Annotated in this window: 18 protein-coding genes; 10 read left to right on the top strand and 8 right to left on the bottom strand. The window is 74.7% G+C overall.

The features are described from left to right. Positions 1-42 precede the first annotated feature (42 nt). A complete protein-coding gene (locus tag AC5L34_RS22890; protein WP_089003569.1) occupies positions 43-606 on the top strand; it encodes an RNA polymerase sigma factor in 564 nt (187 codons plus the stop codon). After that, the gene (locus tag AC5L34_RS22885) at positions 603-1,172 is read left to right on the top strand and encodes a hypothetical protein (protein WP_441176472.1); all 570 of its coding nucleotides are present in this window, start codon (positions 603-605) and stop codon (positions 1,170-1,172) included. Before AC5L34_RS22890 ends, AC5L34_RS22885 begins: the two co-directional genes overlap by 4 nt. A 9-nt stretch (positions 1,173-1,181) precedes the next feature. On the opposite strand, the gene AC5L34_RS22880 is transcribed toward AC5L34_RS22885, so the two are convergent. Beyond that, a complete protein-coding gene (locus AC5L34_RS22880) occupies positions 1,182-2,783 on the bottom strand; it encodes a serine/threonine-protein kinase (RefSeq protein ID WP_441176471.1) in 1,602 nt (533 codons plus the stop codon). 196 nt (positions 2,784-2,979) lie between these two features. Between AC5L34_RS22880 and AC5L34_RS22875 the strand changes: the two genes are divergently transcribed. The 7 genes from AC5L34_RS22875 to AC5L34_RS22845 all read left to right on the top strand — a co-directional run bounded on the left by AC5L34_RS22875 (position 2,980) and on the right by AC5L34_RS22845 (position 9,234). Further along, positions 2,980-3,582 (top strand): hypothetical protein, encoded by a 603-nt coding sequence (locus tag AC5L34_RS22875; RefSeq protein ID WP_441176470.1) that lies wholly within the window; start codon positions 2,980-2,982, stop codon positions 3,580-3,582. A gap of 132 nt (positions 3,583-3,714) precedes the next feature. After that, positions 3,715-4,056: a PadR family transcriptional regulator gene (locus AC5L34_RS22870; RefSeq protein ID WP_089001033.1), complete on the top strand. Its 342-nt coding sequence runs from the start codon at positions 3,715-3,717 to the stop codon at positions 4,054-4,056. Further along, positions 4,053-5,003 (top strand): permease prefix domain 1-containing protein, encoded by a 951-nt coding sequence (locus AC5L34_RS22865; protein ID WP_441176469.1) that lies wholly within the window; start codon positions 4,053-4,055, stop codon positions 5,001-5,003. The genes AC5L34_RS22870 and AC5L34_RS22865 overlap by 4 nt, the downstream gene beginning before the upstream one ends. A gap of 195 nt (positions 5,004-5,198) precedes the next feature. Beyond that, entirely contained in the window at positions 5,199-6,485 is a 1,287-nt protein-coding gene (locus AC5L34_RS22860) for a sensor histidine kinase (RefSeq protein ID WP_441176468.1), read from the top strand. Beyond that, positions 6,482-7,201, top strand: coding sequence for a response regulator (locus AC5L34_RS22855; RefSeq protein WP_441176467.1), 720 nt, complete (start codon positions 6,482-6,484; stop codon positions 7,199-7,201). The genes AC5L34_RS22860 and AC5L34_RS22855 overlap by 4 nt, the downstream gene beginning before the upstream one ends. Positions 7,202-7,282: 81 nt before the next feature. Further along, a complete protein-coding gene (locus AC5L34_RS22850; RefSeq protein ID WP_441176466.1) occupies positions 7,283-8,176 on the top strand; it encodes an ABC transporter ATP-binding protein in 894 nt (297 codons plus the stop codon). Continuing rightward, positions 8,173-9,234: an ABC transporter permease gene (locus tag AC5L34_RS22845; protein ID WP_089001036.1), complete on the top strand. Its 1,062-nt coding sequence runs from the start codon at positions 8,173-8,175 to the stop codon at positions 9,232-9,234. Before AC5L34_RS22850 ends, AC5L34_RS22845 begins: the two co-directional genes overlap by 4 nt. A gap of 224 nt (positions 9,235-9,458) precedes the next feature. Here AC5L34_RS22845 and AC5L34_RS22840 read toward each other — a convergent pair whose 3' ends face one another. The 7 genes from AC5L34_RS22840 to pgsA form a co-directional block, all read right to left on the bottom strand. Next, on the bottom strand, positions 9,459-10,208 hold the full coding sequence (locus AC5L34_RS22840; RefSeq protein ID WP_101409175.1) for a YebC/PmpR family DNA-binding transcriptional regulator: 750 nt from the start codon (positions 10,206-10,208) through the stop codon (positions 9,459-9,461). Positions 10,209-10,516: 308 nt separating this feature from the next. After that, the gene (gene pdxT / locus AC5L34_RS22835; protein ID WP_357661594.1) at positions 10,517-11,125 is read right to left on the bottom strand and encodes a pyridoxal 5'-phosphate synthase glutaminase subunit PdxT; all 609 of its coding nucleotides are present in this window, start codon (positions 11,123-11,125) and stop codon (positions 10,517-10,519) included. Between the two features lie 107 nt (positions 11,126-11,232). After that, entirely contained in the window at positions 11,233-12,150 is a 918-nt protein-coding gene (gene pdxS / locus AC5L34_RS22830) for a pyridoxal 5'-phosphate synthase lyase subunit PdxS (protein ID WP_363896040.1), read from the bottom strand. A gap of 222 nt (positions 12,151-12,372) precedes the next feature. Then, entirely contained in the window at positions 12,373-12,873 is a 501-nt protein-coding gene (locus AC5L34_RS22825) for a hypothetical protein (RefSeq protein ID WP_441176464.1), read from the bottom strand. Positions 12,874-12,875: 2 nt separating this feature from the next. After that, entirely contained in the window at positions 12,876-14,036 is a 1,161-nt protein-coding gene (locus tag AC5L34_RS22820; protein WP_089001041.1) for a glycosyltransferase family 4 protein, read from the bottom strand. A 15-nt stretch (positions 14,037-14,051) separates the two neighbouring features. After that, on the bottom strand, positions 14,052-14,984 hold the full coding sequence (locus tag AC5L34_RS22815; RefSeq protein ID WP_441176463.1) for a phosphatidylinositol mannoside acyltransferase: 933 nt from the start codon (positions 14,982-14,984) through the stop codon (positions 14,052-14,054). Between the two features lie 43 nt (positions 14,985-15,027). After that, positions 15,028-15,660 (bottom strand): phosphatidylinositol phosphate synthase, encoded by a 633-nt coding sequence (gene pgsA, locus AC5L34_RS22810; RefSeq protein ID WP_334608672.1) that lies wholly within the window; start codon positions 15,658-15,660, stop codon positions 15,028-15,030. 252 nt (positions 15,661-15,912) lie between these two features. On the opposite strand from pgsA, the gene AC5L34_RS22805 reads away from it, so the two are divergent. Beyond that, positions 15,913-18,075, top strand: a complete 2,163-nt coding sequence (locus AC5L34_RS22805) for an elongation factor G-like protein EF-G2 (protein ID WP_494826884.1) — start codon at positions 15,913-15,915, stop codon at positions 18,073-18,075. The last annotated feature ends 74 nt before the right edge of the window (positions 18,076-18,149 follow it).

The raw sequence follows: 18,149 nt of genomic DNA, 5'->3' as shown, positions 1-18,149 counted from the left end.
GTAGCCTGGGCGGACGGTATCCGGCGAGCATTGGACGACCTGATGCCCCTCCCGGACGGTGTCGAGGAACTGGCCGCCTCGGCGTCGCGCGGTGACCCCGCCGCGCTCGACGCGCTGCTGGTCGCGGTGCGCCCCGAGGTGCTGCGCCTCTGCGCCCGCCTGCTGCCGCACCGGGAGGACGCCGAGGAGGCGTGCCAGGACACGCTGCTCGCGCTGGCCCGGGGCATCGGCCGGTTCGAGGGCCGCTCGTCGTTGCACACCTGGTTGTACCGGCTGGCGGCCAACCGGTCCCGCTCCACGTACCGGGTGCTGCGCCGGCGCTGGCTGGTGGAGGCGGGCGGCGTGCCGCTGCCGGAACCGGTGGACCCGCGTCGCACGAGCGTGGTCGCCGGAACCCGGCTGGACCTGCTCGACGCGCTCGACGCGCTCCGCGGCGACCTGGCCGAGGCGGTGGCCCTGCGCGACGTCCTCGGGCTGGGCTACCGGGAGATCGCCGGCCTGCTCGGCGTGCCCGAGGGCACCGTCAAGTCACGCATCCACGAGGCCCGCCGGCAGCTTCGTCACCGGCTCTCCGGCGAGCCCGCCGCCGAGCGGGGGCGGCGGTGACGGCGCGACGGCGCGTCGGCGTCGCGGTCGTCGCCCTGGTCGTGGCCGTGCCGGTGGCGGGCTGCGGCGGGGATGTGCCCGTCTCGCCCCTGCCCGTGCAGGCGCCGGCCGCGCCGACAGCGCCGGCCGCCCACTCCCCCGGCCCGCCGTCGGCCACCGCGTCGTCGGCGTCGCCGCCGCGACCGGGCGCCCCCGGCACGTCGGCCGTCGTTCCCCCGCCCCGCCGGCCCCCACCCGCCGCGCGGCCCACGACCGCCGCCGGGCGTACGCCGAGCGCGACGGCGTCGCCGAGCGGACCGCCCGGCACCTGCTTCGGGGCGGTACGCCACGACGTGGTGCTGGCCGAGACCGAGCTGGCGCTGCTCACCTCGCTCTGCTTCGCCACCGGCGGGGTGCTGCGGCTCATCGGCATCGGCCCGGGCGAGGTGGGCGTGGACCGGGAGGACCTGGTCTCCCGCAGCTACGAGGCCGGGGTGGTCGACGTCCGGTTCGTGCGCCCCGGCACCGTGGCCGTGCTGATCCCGCAGGGCGGCACGACGCACACGGTCACCGTGGTGGTGCGGTGACGGGCGGGCTCACCGCACCCGCACCCCGGCCAGCAGGGTGTCGACGAAGTCGGCCCGACCGTTGGCCGGGGGCGTGACCTGCACGTAGATCAGGCCGGCGCGGCCGGGGGCGAGCCCGGCGGCCTCCACGATCTCGGGTCGGCCCTCGTCGCAGGTGAACCGGGCCACCACCCACTCCACGCCCGCCTGGCGGGTACGGCGTACCGGCCAGGCGGCGCACGCCGCGTGCGGACGCTCGGCGACGAATCCGGCCGGGGTGCCGCGTGCCGCGCTGTCGGCCGACAGCCCGACGAAGGCGCCCGGCATGCTCGGGTCGGCCGCCCACCGGTGCGGGTCGGGCGACATCACCAGCGCCGGTTCGAGCCGGCCGTCGGCACCGTACCGGCCGGCCCAGCCGGTGCCGGCGGCCCGCCAGCCGGGCGGCAGCGCGACGGTCAACGGTCCGCTCGTCGCGCTTTCGGCGTCGCGCCCACCGGTCGTGTCGTCCCCGCCCGTGGCCCCGGCTGCGACGAGCGCCAGCACGCCCAGCGCCAGTACGCCGAGACGGCTGCGGGTGACCGCCCGTCCCCGCGCGCGCACCCGCCGGGGCGGGGAGCCGGCCGGCGCGGGGGCGGCTCGCGGGTTCCCCGGTGACGCGCCGGCGACGGCCCGGCCGGGCGACGGTCCGCCCGGCCCGGCTGCCGACGCCACGGGGACGGAACGGTCGGGCGCGGTGACGGCGCGCCGCAGGGCGAGGCGGAAGGCGGCGGCGTCCGGGTACCGGTCGGCGGGTCGGTGCGCGGTGGCCCGGCGCAGCACGGCGAGCACCTCCGGCGGGACGCCCCTTCCCTGCCCCTCGACGCGCTCCCCGTCGCCGCCCCCACCGCCCCGACGCGCCCCGGTCGCCACGTCGCCGGCGCGCCCGTCGAGGCCGTCGTCCGGGGTGGCGGTCGGACCGTCGTCCGGGGTGGCGGTCGGGGCGGCGGCCCGGGGGACGGTGGTGCCGGCGGCCGGGGCGAGGAGTCGCAGGCCGAGGCGGCCCAGGCCGTACACGTCGGCGCGGGTGTCCACGACGGCGAGCGGGTCGTCCTGCTCGGGGGCCATGTAGCCGGGGGTGCCGGCCCGGGCCGTCAGGCCGGAGGCGGCGGCGAGGGCCTTGGCCAGCCCGAGGTCGGCGATGAGCACCCGCTCGCCGTCCGGACCGGAGCGGAACAGGACGTTGCCGGGCGTCAGGTCGCGGTGCACGACGCCGTGGCGGTGCAGGACGGCCACCCCGGCGGCGACCTCGCCCAACAGGTCCAGGGCGACGGACAGGGGCATCGGGCCGGTCGCCAGCCGCTCGTGCAGGCTGCCGCCGTCGGCCCAGGCCATCACCGAGTACGGCCGGCCGTCGGGCAGCTCGCCTGCGGCGTGGACGCGGATCAGCCGCTCGTCGTCGAGCCGGCGCAGCAGGCGGGCCTCGTCGAGGAACCGCTCCCGCACCCGCAGGTCGTGGTGCCAGTTCTCGGCCAGCACCTTGATCGCCACCCGGGAGTCGAGCACCGGGTCGTGGGCCAGCCAGACCGTCGCGAACGACCCCGTGCCCAGCAGCCGCTCGATCCGGTAGGGCCCGATCCGCTCCGGACTGGTCACCGCACCACCCCCGACACCGGCACCGCCGGCCGCCGTTCCGCCTCGACAGTAGACGGCGCGTCGGTCCGGCGGCAGCCCTCGGCGGCGCGGCCGGCGCGCATCCGGGGGCGTGTCGGTCGGGAACCCGACGAACCGATCGGGTCGGCGGGGAGACCAAGAGGACAAGGACACCCGCACCCTCGAGGAGGAGATCCCCGTGCACCGTCTCTCGTACACCGTCGTCACCGCCCTGCTGGCCACGGCCGGGCTCGTGCCGATCACCCTGGCGGCCCCGGCCGCCGCCGCACCCCTGCCGTCCGTCGCCGCCGGGCACCCGGCGGGCCGTCCCGGCAGTGACGCCGCCGCCGACCCCGACGAGGTCCGGATCATCAGTGTCCGGGGCGCCGGACCGTTCCGGATCGGGGCCGACCTGGCTCGCCTCTCGGCGGCCGGCCTCATCGACTGGGTCGCGCCGGGCTGCGCCGGCACGGTCCACACCGGCGTGACCGGGGCCTGGGCGGGCAAGATCCTGCTGACCTTCCGCGACGGGCGGCTGGTCGAGGTGGGCACCGCCACCGCGCCGCCGCGTACGCCCGCCGGGGCGGGGGTGGGCATGTCCTTCGCCGCCCTGGAGGAGATCTACGGCCCGCGCGGCTCGATGATCCGCAACGACGCGGGCGACGCGTCGGCGTACCTGGTGCGGGTCGGTTCCCGGGTGGAGCTGTTCACCGGGCACCCGATCCGGCCCGGGGTCGGCTACCTCCAGGTCGGGCTGGCCTACGTCGTCGAGCGCGGTTTCCGGGAGGGCCGGCCCTGCTGAGCGGCCGGCACCACGGCGGCGGATCCCCGAAGGGGGTCCGCCGCCGCCCGTTTCGCCCGAACACACTGATGGTGGAGCACACGATGTTATGGCGGTGGACGATAGTGTGTGTCACACAGTATCGTGTGACGCATGGTGAGCGATGAGATCCTGCGAACGCACCTCCAGGAGTTGCGTCGGGGAACCGTGGTGGTGGCGAGCCTCGTCGCGCTGCGCCGCCCCGACTACGGTTACGCGTTGCTGCAACGCCTCTCCGACCACGGCTTCCCGGTCGACGCCAACACGCTCTACCCGCTGCTGCGGCGCCTGGAGGAGCAGGGGCTGCTGACCAGCGAGTGGAACACCGAGGAGAGCCGGCCGCGCAAGTTCTACCGGACCAGCGAGGAGGGCGAGTCGGTGCTGGGCCGGCTCCTCACCGACCTCGCCACAGTGCAGACCTCCCTGACCGGGCTGATCGAAGGAGCCGACCGATGACCACCCTGACCGACCGATACCTCGCCGCGACCCTGCGCTCGGTGCCGGTCGCGCGCCGCGCGGAGATCGCCACCGAGCTGCGCGCCTCGATCGAGGACATGGTCGAGAGCCGTGCGGCCGGCGGGCAGGACGCCGCCACCGCCGAGCGGGAGGTGCTCACGGAGCTGGGCGACCCGGACAAGCTCGCCGCCCGCTACGCCGACCGCCGGTTGCAGCTCATCGGCCCGGCCTACTACCTGGCCTGGTCGCGACTGATGAAGCTGCTGCTCAGCTTCATTCCGGCCCTGGCCGGTGTGCTGGTCGGGCTGCTGCAGACCGCCGACGGCGGCGACGTCGGTGACGCGATCGGCGGGGGCATCTCCGCCGCCTTCCAGGTGGCCGTCCAGATCGCCTTCTGGGTGACCGCGGTCTTCGCCGTGCTGGAGCGCACCAAGACGCCCCTGCACCTGCCCGAGTGGAGCGTCGACCAGCTCCCGGAGGACACGACCGACCGGCAGATCACCCTGAGCGACATCGCCGCCTCGGTCACCTTCCTGGCACTGATCATCGCCTACCTGCCGATGCAGCACTTCCGCTCGTTCGTGCCCACCGACGACGGCGAGAACCTGCCGATCCTCGACCCGGCGCTGTGGAGCTTCTGGCTGCCGTTCCTGATCGCGGTGCTGGTGGCCACGATCGGCCTGGAGATCGCCAAGTACCGCACGGGGCGGTGGACCTGGCCACTGGTCGCGGTCAACGCGGTGCTCGGCCTGGCGTTCGCGGCGCCGGTGGTCTGGCTGATGTCGACCGACCGGCTGCTCAACCCCGACTTCGTGGCCCGCTTCGAGTGGCTCGGCGAGGGCGACAACCTGAACCTGGTGGCGACGGCCGTGATCGCCGGCACCGTGCTCGTGACGCTCTGGGACATCCTCGACAGCGCCGTCAAGACGTGGCGTAACCGCACCTGATCCCGTCCACACCACCACCACGGCCCGGCAGGCCCCACGGCTGCCGGGCCGTGGCACGTGCCGGCCTCTGGTGCCCGTGGGCACCGGGCGTACGACCTACCCGCCGGCCGGTGCGGGCGCCACCGCCCGGTGGCCCGAGCCGTCCCGGTCGGGTGCCGGACCGGCGGCGACCGGCGGGATGAGATCCTGACCTGGATGAACAGCGAAGCCGACGAGGACTGGCAGCGGCCGGGGCCCACCCCCGAGCAGCGCCGGCTGGACGTCTACACCGGGCTGGCCGCCACCGTCCTGGCGCTGTTCAGCCTGACCCTGGCCCGCAGCGCCGGCGCGTTCCTGCTCGGGCCGCCGCCATCGGGGCCGGAGCAGATCTTCTGGACCGTCGCGGTGACCCTGCCGCTGATCTGGCGACGCCGGTTCCCCGCCGCCGTCACGCTGGTGGTCTCGGTCGCGTTCATCGCCGCGCAGGCCCGCTCCGCCCCGGAGACGCAGATCGCCTCGTGGGCGCTGTTCGCCGCCCTCTACACGCTGGGCGCGTGGGGCCGGGACCGGCGGCTGTCCCGGCGACTGCGGATCGGCGTCATCGCCACCATGTTCCTGTGGCTCGGGATCTACTACGCGACCACCTACACCACCATCCCCGCCGACGCGTTCGCCCGCGCGGTCGGGCCCGTGCCCCCGTTGCTCGCGGCGATGGTGAACGGGGTACTGGTCAACGGCCTCTACTTCGGGTTCGCGTACTTCTTCGGGGAGACCGCGTGGCTGGCCGCCCGGCGCCAGCACGAGGTGCAGGCGCGGGCCGAGGAACTGCGCCGCTCGCAGGCCGAGGTCCGCGAGCACGCCGTGGTGGGCGAGCGGGTCCGCATCGCCCGCGAGCTGCACGACGTGGTCGCCCACCACGTGTCGGTGATGGGCGTGCAGGCGTCCGCCGCCCGCCGGGTGTTCGACAAGGACCCGGTGAAGGCCCGCGCCGCGCTGAGCGCCATCGAGGAGACGGCCCGCACGGCCGTCGACGAGCTGCGCCGGATGCTCGGCCTGCTCCGCGCCCGCGACGGCGGCCCGGAGCGCGAGAACCAGCCGGGACCGGCCGGCATCGACCAGGTCGAGGCCCTGGTCGAGCGCGCCCGCGAGGCCGGGCTGCGGAGCACCGTCGGGGTGTACGGGGATCCGGGGCCGCTGCCGGAGTCGGTCTCGCAGGCCGCGTACCGGGTGGTCCAGGAGGCCGTGACGAACGCGCTCAAGCATGCCGCCGGGGCGACCGCGCTCGACGTGCGGATCCGCTACCTGGCCCACGAGGTGGAGGTCGACGTGACCGATGACGGACGGGCCACCGGCCCGGCGAACGCCGACGGGCTCGGCCTGGTCGGGATGCGCGAGCGGGTCGCCACCCACGGCGGTGCGCTGGAGATCGGCCCACGCGCGGGCGGCGGCTGGCGGGTGCGGGCCCGGTTCCCGCTGCCGCTGCCGGTGGGGCGGCCCGCGTGAGCGCCGACCACGAGGCGCCCGGGGCCGACCGGCCGATCCGGGTGCTGCTCGCCGACGACCAGCATCTCGTGCGTACCGGCTTCCGGGTCATCCTCGAGGTGGAGGACGACATCGAGGTCGTCGGGGAGGCCGCCGACGGGGAGCGGGCCGCCAGCATGGCCCGGGCGCTGCGCCCGGACGTGGTGCTGATGGACGTGGAGATGCCCGGGGTCGACGGGCTGGAGGCCACCCGGCGGATCACCGCCGGGGACGACGGGCCGGGCGGACCGGCCGTGCTGATCCTCACCACCTTCGACCGGGACGACTACCTGTTCGCCGCGCTGCGCGCCGGTGCCAGCGGCTTCCTGCTCAAGAACGGCACCCCGGAGGACCTGATCGAGGCGATCCGGGTGCTGGCCCGGGGCGACGGCCTGCTCGCCCCGGAACTCACCCGGCGGGTGATCGCCACCTTCGCCCGACCCGGCGGATCCGTCACGTCGGGCGGCCCGCGCACCGCTCCCGAGGCGGCGCTGCGCGACCTGACCCCCCGCGAGCGGGAGGTCCTGGTCCTGGTCGCCGGCGGTGCCAGCAACGGCGAGATCGCCGCCGCCTTGCACCTGGGCGAGGCGACGGTGAAGACGCACGTCAGCCGGGTGCTCGCGAAGCTGGGCCTGCGCGACCGGGTGCAGGCGGTGGTCTTCGCGTACGAGCACGGGGTGGTGCGCCCCGGCGGCTGACCGGTCTCCGCCACGAGGGGGACGGCACGCTCGATCTCGGGACGGACGGCGCGCCGCGCCCGACGATCTAGCGTGGACGCCGTGACCAATGTGCTCCGCCTCGACGGCGTCGACCGCAGCTTCGGCGACCGGCGGGTGCTCCAGAACGTGTCCTTCGACGTGGCCGCCGGCCGGATGACCGGCTTCGTGGGCGGCAACGGCGCCGGCAAGACCACCACCATGCGGATCATCCTCGGGGTGCTCGCAGCGGACGCCGGTGAGGTGACCTGGCGGGGTGCGCCGCTGACCCGCGAGGCCCGCCGCCGCTTCGGCTACATGCCGGAGGAGCGCGGCCTCTACCCGAAGATGAGCGTCCGGGACCAGATCGCCTACCTGGGCCGGCTGCACGGCATGACCGCCGCCGCGGCGGGCCGCAGCACCGACGCGCTGCTGGAGCGGGTCGGCCTCGCCGAGCGCGGCGACGACCTGCTGGAGACGCTGTCGCTGGGCAACCAGCAGCGCGCGCAGATCGCCGCCGCCCTGGTGCACGACCCCGAGGTGCTGGTGCTGGACGAGCCGTTCTCCGGCCTCGACCCGCTGGCCGTGGACACGGTCGTCGCCGTCCTGCGCGAACGGGCGGCCACCGGGGTGCCGGTGCTCTTCTCCAGCCACCAGCTCGACGTCGTCGAGCGGCTCTGCGACGACCTGGTGATCATCGCCGACGGCGTGATCCGGGCCGCCGGCAGCCGGGAGGAACTGCGCGCGACGTACACCTCACCCCGCTACGAGCTGGTGGTGCAGACCGACGCCGGCTGGCTGCGCGACGAGCCCGGGGTGACCCTCGTCGACCTCGACGGCGCGCGCGCCGTGTTCGACCTCGCACCCGGCGCGGACGAGCAGCCGGTGCTGCACGCGGCGCTGGCCCGGGGCCCGGTCCGCGCGTTCCGCCCGGTCAGCCCGTCCCTCACCGAGATCTTCCGAGAGGTCGCCCAGTGAACACCACGCAGGCCACCCGGCTGGTCGCCGCCCGGGAGATCCGGGTCAAGCTGCGCGACCGCACCTTCCTGTTCAGCACCCTGTTCTTCCTGCTGATCGCCGCCGCCGCGACCATCCTGCCGCCACTGCTCTCCGGCGGCCCGTCGAGCGTGGCGGTGACCGAGGCGGCGGCCGGCCCGCTGCGCGAGGCGGGGCTCGAGGTGCGTACGGTCCCCGACGACCGCGCCGCCGAGCAGGCCGTACGCGCCGGCGACGCCGACGCCGCCGTGGTCTCCGGGCCGGCGGTGCTGGCCATGGACGAGGCCCCCGACGACGTGGTGGCGGCGCTGAGCACCCAGCCCGCGGTCCGGCTGCTGGACCCCGACGCGGTGGACCCGGTGGTGGCCTTCCTGGTGCCGTTCGCCTTCGCGTTCATCTTCTTCATCACCTCGCAGACCTTCGGCGTGCAGATCGCGCAGAGCATCGTCGAGGAGAAGCAGACCCGGATCGTGGAGATCCTGGTGGCCGCGGTGCCGGTACGGGCGCTGCTGGCCGGCAAGATGATCGCCGGAACCGTACTGGCGCTCGGGCAGATCGCCCTGGTCGCCCTGGTGGCCGTGATCGGGGTGCAGTTCGGCGACAGCGGCGGGCTGCTCTCGCTGCTGGCCCCGGCGATCGGCTGGTTCCTGCCGTTCTTCCTGCTCGGCTTCGTGCTGGTCGCCGCGATGTGGGCGGCGGCCGGGGCGCTGGTCAACCGCCAGGAGGACATCGCCGGCGTGTCGACGCCGGTGCAGTTGGCGGTCATGCTGCCGTTCTTCGCGGTGGTCTTCCTGAACGACAACGCGACGGCCATGCGTGTGTTGTCCTACCTGCCGTTCTCCGCGCCGACGGCCATGCCGCTGCGGCTGTTCACCGGCGACGCGGCCGGCTGGGAGCCGCTGGTGTCCCTGGCGCTGCTGCTGGTCGCCGCCGCCGCGTTCGTGGCCGCCGGCGCCCGGGTCTACGAGGGTTCGCTGCTGCGCACCAACGGCCGCACCTCGGTGCGGGCGGCGTGGCGCTCGCGCGAGACGCTGGGCTGAGCGACGTCGCGCCCGGCACGCCCCGGCGTGCCGGGCGCCGTCGCGTCCCTGATGGCGTGGCAGCCGAACCACACCTCCCCGCGCAGGATCCCGCGCCGGACGACGCGTCGCCCGGCGCGCAGCGGCCACCGCCGCCCGCCCCACCGCCGCCTCGCCCCGTTGGACCTGAGTGGTCCACGGGAGCAGCGCAACCAGGGCGGGGCGGGACGGCCCGCGGCGTCGGGTCAGCCGACGGCCTCCATCACCTCGTCGCTGACGTCGAAGTTCGCGTAGACGTTCTGCACGTCGTCGCAGTCCTCCAGGACGTCGATCAGCTTGAAGATCTTGCGGGCGCCCTCCTCGTCGAGGGGGACGTTGACGCTCGGGATCAGCGACGACTCGGCCGACTCGTACTCGATGCCGGCGTCCTGGAGCGCGGTGCGGACCGCGATCAGGTCGGTCGGCTCGGAGACCACCTCGAACGCCTCGCCCAGGTCGTTGACCTCCTCGGCGCCGGCGTCGAGGACCGCCATCATCACGTCGTCCTCGGTCGTGCCGGCCTTGGGGACGAGCACGACGCCCTTGCGGGAGAACATGTACGACACCGAGCCCGCGTCGGCGAGCGAGCCGCCGTTGCGGGTCAGCGCGGTGCGTACCTCGGTGGCCGCGCGGTTGCGGTTGTCGGTGAGGCACTCGATGAGCATCGCCACGCCGTTCGGGCCGTAGCCCTCGTACATGATGGTCTGCCAGTCGGCGCCGCCGGCCTCCAGGCCCGAGCCGCGCTTGACGGCGCGGTCGATGTTGTCGTTGGGGACCGAGTTCTTCTTCGCCTTCTGGATGGCGTCGTAGAGCGTCGGGTTGCCGGCCGGGTCACCGCCGCCGGTGCGCGCGGCGACCTCGACGTTCTTGATCAGCTTGGCGAACATCTTGCCGCGCTTGGCGTCGATGACCGCCTTCTTGTGCTTGGTCGTCGCCCACTTTGAGTGGCCGGACATCTGCTACCTCCGTTGCTACCCGCCGTCTGCATCGACCGACCGCGCACGCCCCGCTCCCGCCGGCGCACGCGGTGGTGCCGGTCAGCCCTGCGGGAAAGCCGTGACGGGCAGCTGGCCCCGCCGAATCTCGGCAATCCTACCGACGACCGGCGGGTGGCTGTCACGCGCGGCACGGCGGCGGCCCGCCCCGAGCCGTCCGGACGCCGACGACGGGGGCGGCCGGGCGCCCGTGCCCGGGGGCCCGGCCGACGGCGCGGGCGGGGCCCCTCCCGAGGGAGGAGACCCCGCCCGACGTGCCACGGGAGCGCTCAGCGGGCGGCGCGGACCAGTTCGACGAAGTACGCGTGGACCCGCGCGTCGCCGGTAAGCTCCGGGTGGAACGAGGTGGCCAGCAGGTTGCCCTGCCGTACCGCCACGATCCGGCCGGCGGCCGGGCCCTCGGTCACCGTGCCGAGCACCTGCACGCCGTCGCCGACCCGCTCGACCCACGGCGCCCGGATGAACACGGCGTGGAACGGCCCGCCCTCGACGCCGGTGATCCCCACGGGCGCCTCGAACGAGTCGACCTGCCGGCCGAACGCGTTGCGCCGCACGGTCATCTCGATGCCGGCGAACCCGCGCTGGTCGGGGCGGCCGTCGAGGACCTCGGTGGCCAGCATGATCATGCCGGCGCAGGAGCCGTAGACCGGCATGCCGTCGGCGACGCGCTTGTCGATCGGCTCGCGCAGCTCGAAGATGTCGGCGAGCTTGCTGATCGTGGTGGACTCGCCGCCGGGGATCACCAGCCCGTCCACCTCGTCCAGCTCCTGCGCGCGGCGCACCGGTCGGGCGTCCGCGCCGGCCGCCGCGAGCGCGGCGACGTGCTCGCGTACGTCGCCCTGGAGGGCGAGTACGCCGATGACGGGTGCGTCGCTCATGTCACCGTTCCTTCCGTCGTCGACCTGCGCGGTGGCTCGTAGCTCCGCGGCGGCACGCCCCGCGGCGGTGACCCCTCCGCCGCCCGGGGCGCGGACGGGGCCGTTGCTCACCAGCCGCGCTCGGCCAGCCGGTGCGGCTGCGGGATGTCGTCGACGTTGATGCCGACCATCGCCTCGCCGAGGCCCCGGGAGACCTTCGCCAGGACGTCGGGGTCGTCGTGGAAGGTGGTGGCCTTCACGATCGCGGCGGCGCGCTGCGCGGGATTGCCCGACTTGAAGATGCCGGAGCCCACGAAGACGCCCTCGGCGCCGAGCTGCATCATCATCGCGGCGTCGGCCGGGGTGGCGATCCCGCCGGCGGTGAACAGCACCACCGGCAGCTTGCCGCTCTCGGCGACCTCCTTGACCAGCTCGTACGGCGCCTGGAGCTCCTTGGCGGCCACGTACAGCTCGTCGGTCGGCAGCGAGCCCAGCCGGCGGATCTCCTGGCGGATCTTGCGCATGTGGGTGGTGGCGTTGGAGACGTCACCGGTGCCGGCCTCGCCCTTGGAGCGGATCATGGCCGCGCCCTCGGTGATCCGGCGCAGGGCCTCGCCGAGGTTGGTCGCCCCGCAGACGAAGGGGACGGTGAACGCCCACTTGTCGATGTGGTTGGCGTAGTCGGCCGGGGTCAGCACCTCGGACTCGTCGACGTAGTCCACGCCGAGCGACTGGAGGATCTGGGCCTCGACGAAGTGGCCGATGCGGGCCTTGGCCATGACCGGGATGGAGACGGCGTTGATGATGCCGTCGATCATGTCGGGGTCGCTCATCCGGGACACCCCGCCCTGGGCACGGATGTCGGCGGGCACCCGCTCGAGCGCCATCACCGCGACGGCACCGGCGTCCTCGGCGATCTTGGCCTGCTCGGCGTTGACCACGTCCATGATCACGCCGCCCTTGAGCATCTCGGCCATGCCGCGCTTGACGCGGGCGGTGCCGGTGACGGGGCTGGCGCTAGCGTTCTGGGCAGTGGTTTCGGGCACGGGTCATCGCTCCTCGAACATGCTCGGGGGGTGGCTGCGGAAATGCTACGACGGTCCCAACACCGATCCGACAGCCAATCAGGCCCACGGTGGCCTGCACTGTGGCAGCCGTCACCGCCCCGCGTGCGCCCCGTCCGCTGATCAGGACGCCATGGACCTCGACGCGGCCGGATGACGTCCCTGGGGTCCTGATCACGATGCGCCCTGCCTGCGGCGCCTGCGTCAGTTGGCGGGGACGTCGGCCGGGACGGTGAGCGTGGGGTCGTCGATGTCGAAGTAGCGCGGCCAGGGGCGGCGGCGCCCCATCCGCAACACGCGCACCAGCGGGCGGCCACGCGCCGAGCGCGCGTCGCGCACCAGATCGGTGTGCACCTGGCGGGCCAGGGCCAGCCGCCGGCTCGCGCCGATGACCGCCTCGCAGTCCGGGTCCCCCGGGTCCAGGTCCACCGCCCGCAGCTGGCGGGTGAGGTCGTTCTCGGCCGCCTCCCGCTCGTCGGGCTCGGCGTCCAGCGCGATGCGCGCCGCCGCGTACAGCTCGACGCCGTAGCGGCGCTCGGCCAGGACGGCGGCGGCCGCCGCCCGGCGCAGCAGGTGGGCCTCCAGGGCACGGGCCGCCAGCTCGGCCCGTGCGTGCAGCCGGGCGACCCGGCCGGCGGTCCAGACGAGGTACGCCACGACCAGCCCGACGACCAGAGCCGCGAGCACCCACCAGAAGCGCGACATCGTCAGTCCAGCCCCACCCATTCGGTGTCCATGACCCGCCCGTCGGTGGCCTCGATCGCCGCCGCATACACCTCCAGCACCCGCCGGGCGACCACGGGCCAGTCGAAGGTGGCCACCACCTGGTCGCCGCAGGCGGTCAGCGCGGTCCGGGCGTCGGGGTCGTCGAGCAGGTCGGCCAGTGCGGTACGCAGCGCCGCCGCGTCCCCGGTCGGGAAGAGCCGGCCGGCCCGCCCGCCGTCGAGGACGCGCCGGAACGCGTCGAGGTCGCTGGCCACGACGGTCGTGCCCGCCGCGAGCGCCTCGGTGAGGATCATGCCGAAGGACTCGCCGCCGGTGTTCGGCGCCACGTAGAGGTGCACGCTGCGCAACATCCGCGCCTTGTCCTCCTCGGAGACCAGCCCGAGGAACGTCACCCGGTCACGCAGGTCGGCCGGGAACCGCCCGAACAGGTCGTCGGCGTCGCCGGGGCCGGCCACCAGCAGCCGCAGGCCGGGCCGCTGCCGGGCCAGCTCCACGAAGGCGTCGCGCAGGATCGGGAAGCCCTTGCGGGCCTCGGTGAACCGGCCGAGGAACCCGATCGCCCCGTCGTGGCCCGGCCGGCACTGCCCCGGCCAGCCCGGCAGCGGCTGCGCGTGACTGAACTTCGCCACGGCCACCCCGTTGGGGATCTCCACCGCCCCGCCGTCCATGTGCTCGACCTGCACCTTGCGCGCCAGGGCGCTCACCGCGATCCGGGCCGTGATCCGCTCCAGCACGATCTGGAGCACGCCCTGCGCGGCGGCCAGCGCCCGCGACCGGGTCATCGCGGTGTGGAAGGTGGCCACCACCGGCCCGCGCGCGGAGAGCACGGCCAGCAGCGACAGGCTCAGCGTCAGCGGCTCGTGCACGTGCAGCACGTCGAACTCGCCCCGGATGATCCACCGCCGCACCCGCGCGGTGGAGACCGGGCCGAAGGCGATCCGGGCCACCGAACCGTTGTACGGCAGGGGCACAGCCCGCCCCGCCGGCACCACGTACGGCGGCAGCGGGGAGTCCTCGTCGGCCGGGGCGAGCACGCTCACCTCGTGCCCGAGCCCGATCAGCGCCTCGGCGAGGTCCATGACGTGGTTCTGCACCCCGCCGGGCACGTCGAAGGAGTACGGGCACACGATGCCGATGCGCACGCCTCAACGCCTCCCTTACGCCTGTCCGGCGGCCGGGGAGGGCAGGGTCGGGCCGCCACCCGTGCCGTGCTGGTCCAGCCACATCCGCTGCAACATGTGCCAGTCTTCCGGATGCCGGGCGATGCCCGCCGCCAGACCGTCGGCGATCCGCTGGGTCAGCGACCGGACCCGCTGGTCGAGCGGCCCCTCCTCCGGGCCGGGCAGCGGCAGCGGGCCCTCGATCGACGCGCACGCCGCGTCCGCTTCATACCACATCGAGGCGACGTAGAGGGGCGCCTGCGTACGCAGCGCGAGCAGGGCCGGGCCCGGAGGCATCCGGGTGCGGTGGCCGAAGAACTCGACCTCCACGCCCCGCGCGGAGAGGTCGCGGTCGGCCAGCAGGGGCACCACCGTGCCGGCCCGGACCCGGTCGACCAGCACGTCGAACGCGTTGCGCTCCCCGCCGTGGGTGGGCAGGATCTCCATGCCCAGGCTCCGACGGAAGGCGAGGAACCGCTGGTAGACGCCCTCGGGCTTGAGCCGCTCGGCGACGGTGGTGATCGGCCAGCCGGTCGCCGCGACCCAGGCGCCGGCGGCGTCCCAGTTGCCGGCGTGCGGCAGCGCCACCACCGCGCCCCGGCCGGCCGCCACGTCGGCGGCGAGCTTCTCCTCGCCGTCGAGCCGGAAGCCGGCCAGGATCTCCGCCCGGCTGAGCGCGGGCAGCCGGAACGCCTCCAGCCAGTACCGGGCGTACGAGCGCAGGCCACGGCGCACCAGCTCGTCGAGCTCGGCCTCCGGCAGGTCGGGGCCGACCACCCGGCGCAGGTTCGCGCGCAGTCGGGCCGTACCGCCGCCGCCGCGACGGTGGGCGCGGTCGGCGCCCGCCCGGAACGCCGCCGCCGCGACGGACCGGGGCAGCGCGCGGATGACGCGCCACCCGGCGAGATAGCCGAGCTCGGTGAGGTTCACCGGCGCCGGCCCCCCGGCCACGGCCGACCGGCGCGTGTCGCGCTCACCCCTGTCCGCCCGGGGTGTGCACCCGCTGGGCCTGGCGGTAGACGTGCGCCATCCGCTGGCCGACCGTGAAGATCGACACGGCGGCGAGCAGCCACAGCGCGATCTCCAGCGCGGGGTCGACGCCGACGCCGGTGAGCAGCCCGCCGACGCCGACGATGAGCAGCCGCTCGGTGCGCTCGGCGATGCCCACGTTGCAGGTCATGCCGAGCCCCTCGGCGCGGGCCTTGACGTAGGAGACCAGCCCACCGGCGGCCAGGCAGAGCAGCGCGGCGGCCACGCCGGAGTACTGGTGCTGGGTGGCCAGCCAGTACGCCACCGCGCCGAAGACGGCGCTGTCGGCCACCCGGTCCATGCTCGAGTCGAGGAACGCCCCGAACTTCGTGGAGCCCCCGCTCATCCGGGCCATCGTCCCGTCGAGCAGATCGGTGAGCGCGAAGAAGGTGACTATCAGGGCCCCGGCGACCAGATGACCGCGGGCACCGAAGCCGAGCGCGCCGACGAGCACCCCGAGGGTGCCCGCCACGGTGACCGCGTTGGGAGTTACGCCCGCTCGGAGCAGGCGGCGTGCGACCGGCTCGACGACGCGGGTCATCCCCGCGCGGGCCGACACTTGGAAGATCTTCGCCATGGCGGTCCCACGATAACGGTCGGCCCGTCAGCAGCGGTACGGCCGGTCCGGCGACCCGCGGAAACGGAGCCTTGTGCCGGCCCCGGATCGGGTGTGAGATCGAGCCAGGGACGTGAGCCAGCTCACCCGCCCGCCCGTTGATTACCCGCAACCCGGCACCGCACCGGAGGATGTCGCCGCGGAACCCGACCGGGCCGCTTCCCCGTCGCGCGCGGCGGTCGCCACCAACCACGGCTGAGGGAGGTGCGCCCCATGGCGCAGAAGAGTCAGGAGAAGGGGGCCGCCGGCGGCGCGCCGGTGGTGACCGAGCCCGCCAGGATCCGCAACGTGGTGCTCGTCGGGCACTCCGGCGCGGGCAAGACCACGCTGGTGGAGGCGCTGCTCGCCGCGAGCGGCACCATCGCCCGGGCCGGCGACGTCGCCGCCGGCACCACCGTCTGCGACCACGACCCCGCGGCCGTACGCCAGCAGCGCTCGGTCAGCCTGGCCTGCGCGCCGCTGCTGCACGACGGGATCAAGGTCAACCTGCTCGACACCCCCGGCTACGCCGACTTCGTGGGCGAGCTGCGGGCGGGGCTGCGGGCCGCCGACGCGGCGCTGTTCGTGGTCTCCGCCGTCGACGGCATGGACGCCGCCACCGCCGCCCTCTGGGAGGAGTGCGCGGCCGTCGACATGCCCCGGGCGGTCGCCGTGGCCCGGCTGGACCACCCACGCGCCGACTTCGACGAGGCCGTGGCGCTGTGCCAGCGCGTCTTCGGCGACAACGTGCTCCCGCTCTACCTGCCGATGCTCGGCGACGACGGGGTCTCCACCGTCGGCCTGCTCGGCCTGATCACCCGCCGGGTCTTCGACTACACCGCCGGCCTGCCGGCCCAGGTACGCGAGCCGGACCCGGAGCACCTGCCCGCCATCGTCGAGTCCCGCGACGAGCTGATCGAGGGGATCATCGCCGAGAGCGAGGACGAGTCCCTGATGGACCGCTACCTCTCCGGCGAGGAGATCGGCACCGACGTGCTCGTCGAGGACCTGGAGAAGGCGGTCGCCCGCGGCCACTTCTATCCGGTGGTGCCCGTCTGCGCAGAAACCGGCGTGGGGCTGGACGCGCTGCTGGAGGTGCTCACCGCCGGCTTCCCCTCGCCGCTGGAGCACGAGCTGCCCGCCGTCGCCGGGGTGGACGGCTCCCCCCGGCCGCCGCTGACCTGCGACCCCGACGGCCCGCTGGTCGCCGAGGTGGTCAAGACGACCGTGGACCGGCACGTCGGCCGGGTGTCCCTGGTGCGGGTCTTCTCCGGCACGCTGCGGCCCGAGCAGACCGTGCACGTCTCCGGGCACGGGATGGCCGAGCGGGGCCACCCCGACCACGACGCCGACGAGCGGGTCGGCCACGTCTACACGCCGCTGGGCGCGAGCCTGCGCGAGGTGGGCGCCTGCGTGGCCGGCGACATCTGCGCGCTCACCAAGTCGGGCAGCGCGGAGACCGGCGACACCATCTCCGCCAAGGACGACCCGCTGCTGATCGCCCCCTGGGAGATGCCCGAGCCGCTGCTGCCGGTGGCCGTCGTGGCCCACAGCCGCGCCGACGAGGACGCCCTCGCGCGCAACCTCGCCCGCCTCGTCGCCGCCGATCCGACCCTGCGGCTGGAGCGCAACCCGGAGACCCACCAGCTGGTGCTCTGGTGCATGGGCGAGGCACACGCCGACGTGGTGCTGGAGCGCCTGCGCGCCGGCGGGGTGCAGCTCGACACCGAGCCGGTCAAGATCGCGCTGCGCGAGACGCTGACCGTACCGGCCACGGGACACGGCCGGCACGTCAAGCAGTCCGGCGGCCACGGTCAGTACGCCGTCTGCGACATCGAGGTCGAGCCGCTGCCGCCCGGCGCCGGCTTCGAGTTCGTCGACCGGGTCGTCGGCGGGGCGGTGCCGCACAACTACGTCCCCTCCGTCGAGAAGGGCGTACGCGCCCAGATGGCGCGCGGCCTCGTCGCCGGCCACCCGGTGGTGGACCTGCGGGTGACCCTCGTCGACGGCAAGGCGCACAGCGTCGACTCCTCCGACGCGGCCTTCCAGACCGCCGGGGCGCTCGCCCTGCGCGACGCGGCCGAGAAGGGCCAGCCGGCGCTGCTGGAGCCGGTCGACGAGGTGCTGGTCCGGGTGCCCGACTCCGCGGTGGGCGCCGTGATGGGCGACCTGTCCGGCCGACGCGGCCGGGTGCTCGGCACCGAAGCCGACGCCGAGGCGGAGGGGCGCACCGTGGTCCGCGCCGAGGTACCCGCCACGGAACTGCTCCGCTACGCGGCCGAGCTGCGCTCGATGACCTCGGGCACCGGCACGTTCCGCCGCCACTTCGTCCGCTACGACCCGATGCCCGCCCACCTCGCCGACCAACTCCGCACCACTCCCACCACCCACCCCTAGCCCGTGTTTCATATGTCCCGGAGGTACTGGTTGATGGCCGCGATGGTCAGGGTGGCCTCGTAGCGCACGGCTAG

The organism is Micromonospora sp. ZG13 (assembly GCF_059359355.1).
The sequence above is the reverse complement of the archived record's forward strand: the minus strand, read 5'-3'. Positions and strand labels throughout refer to the sequence as shown.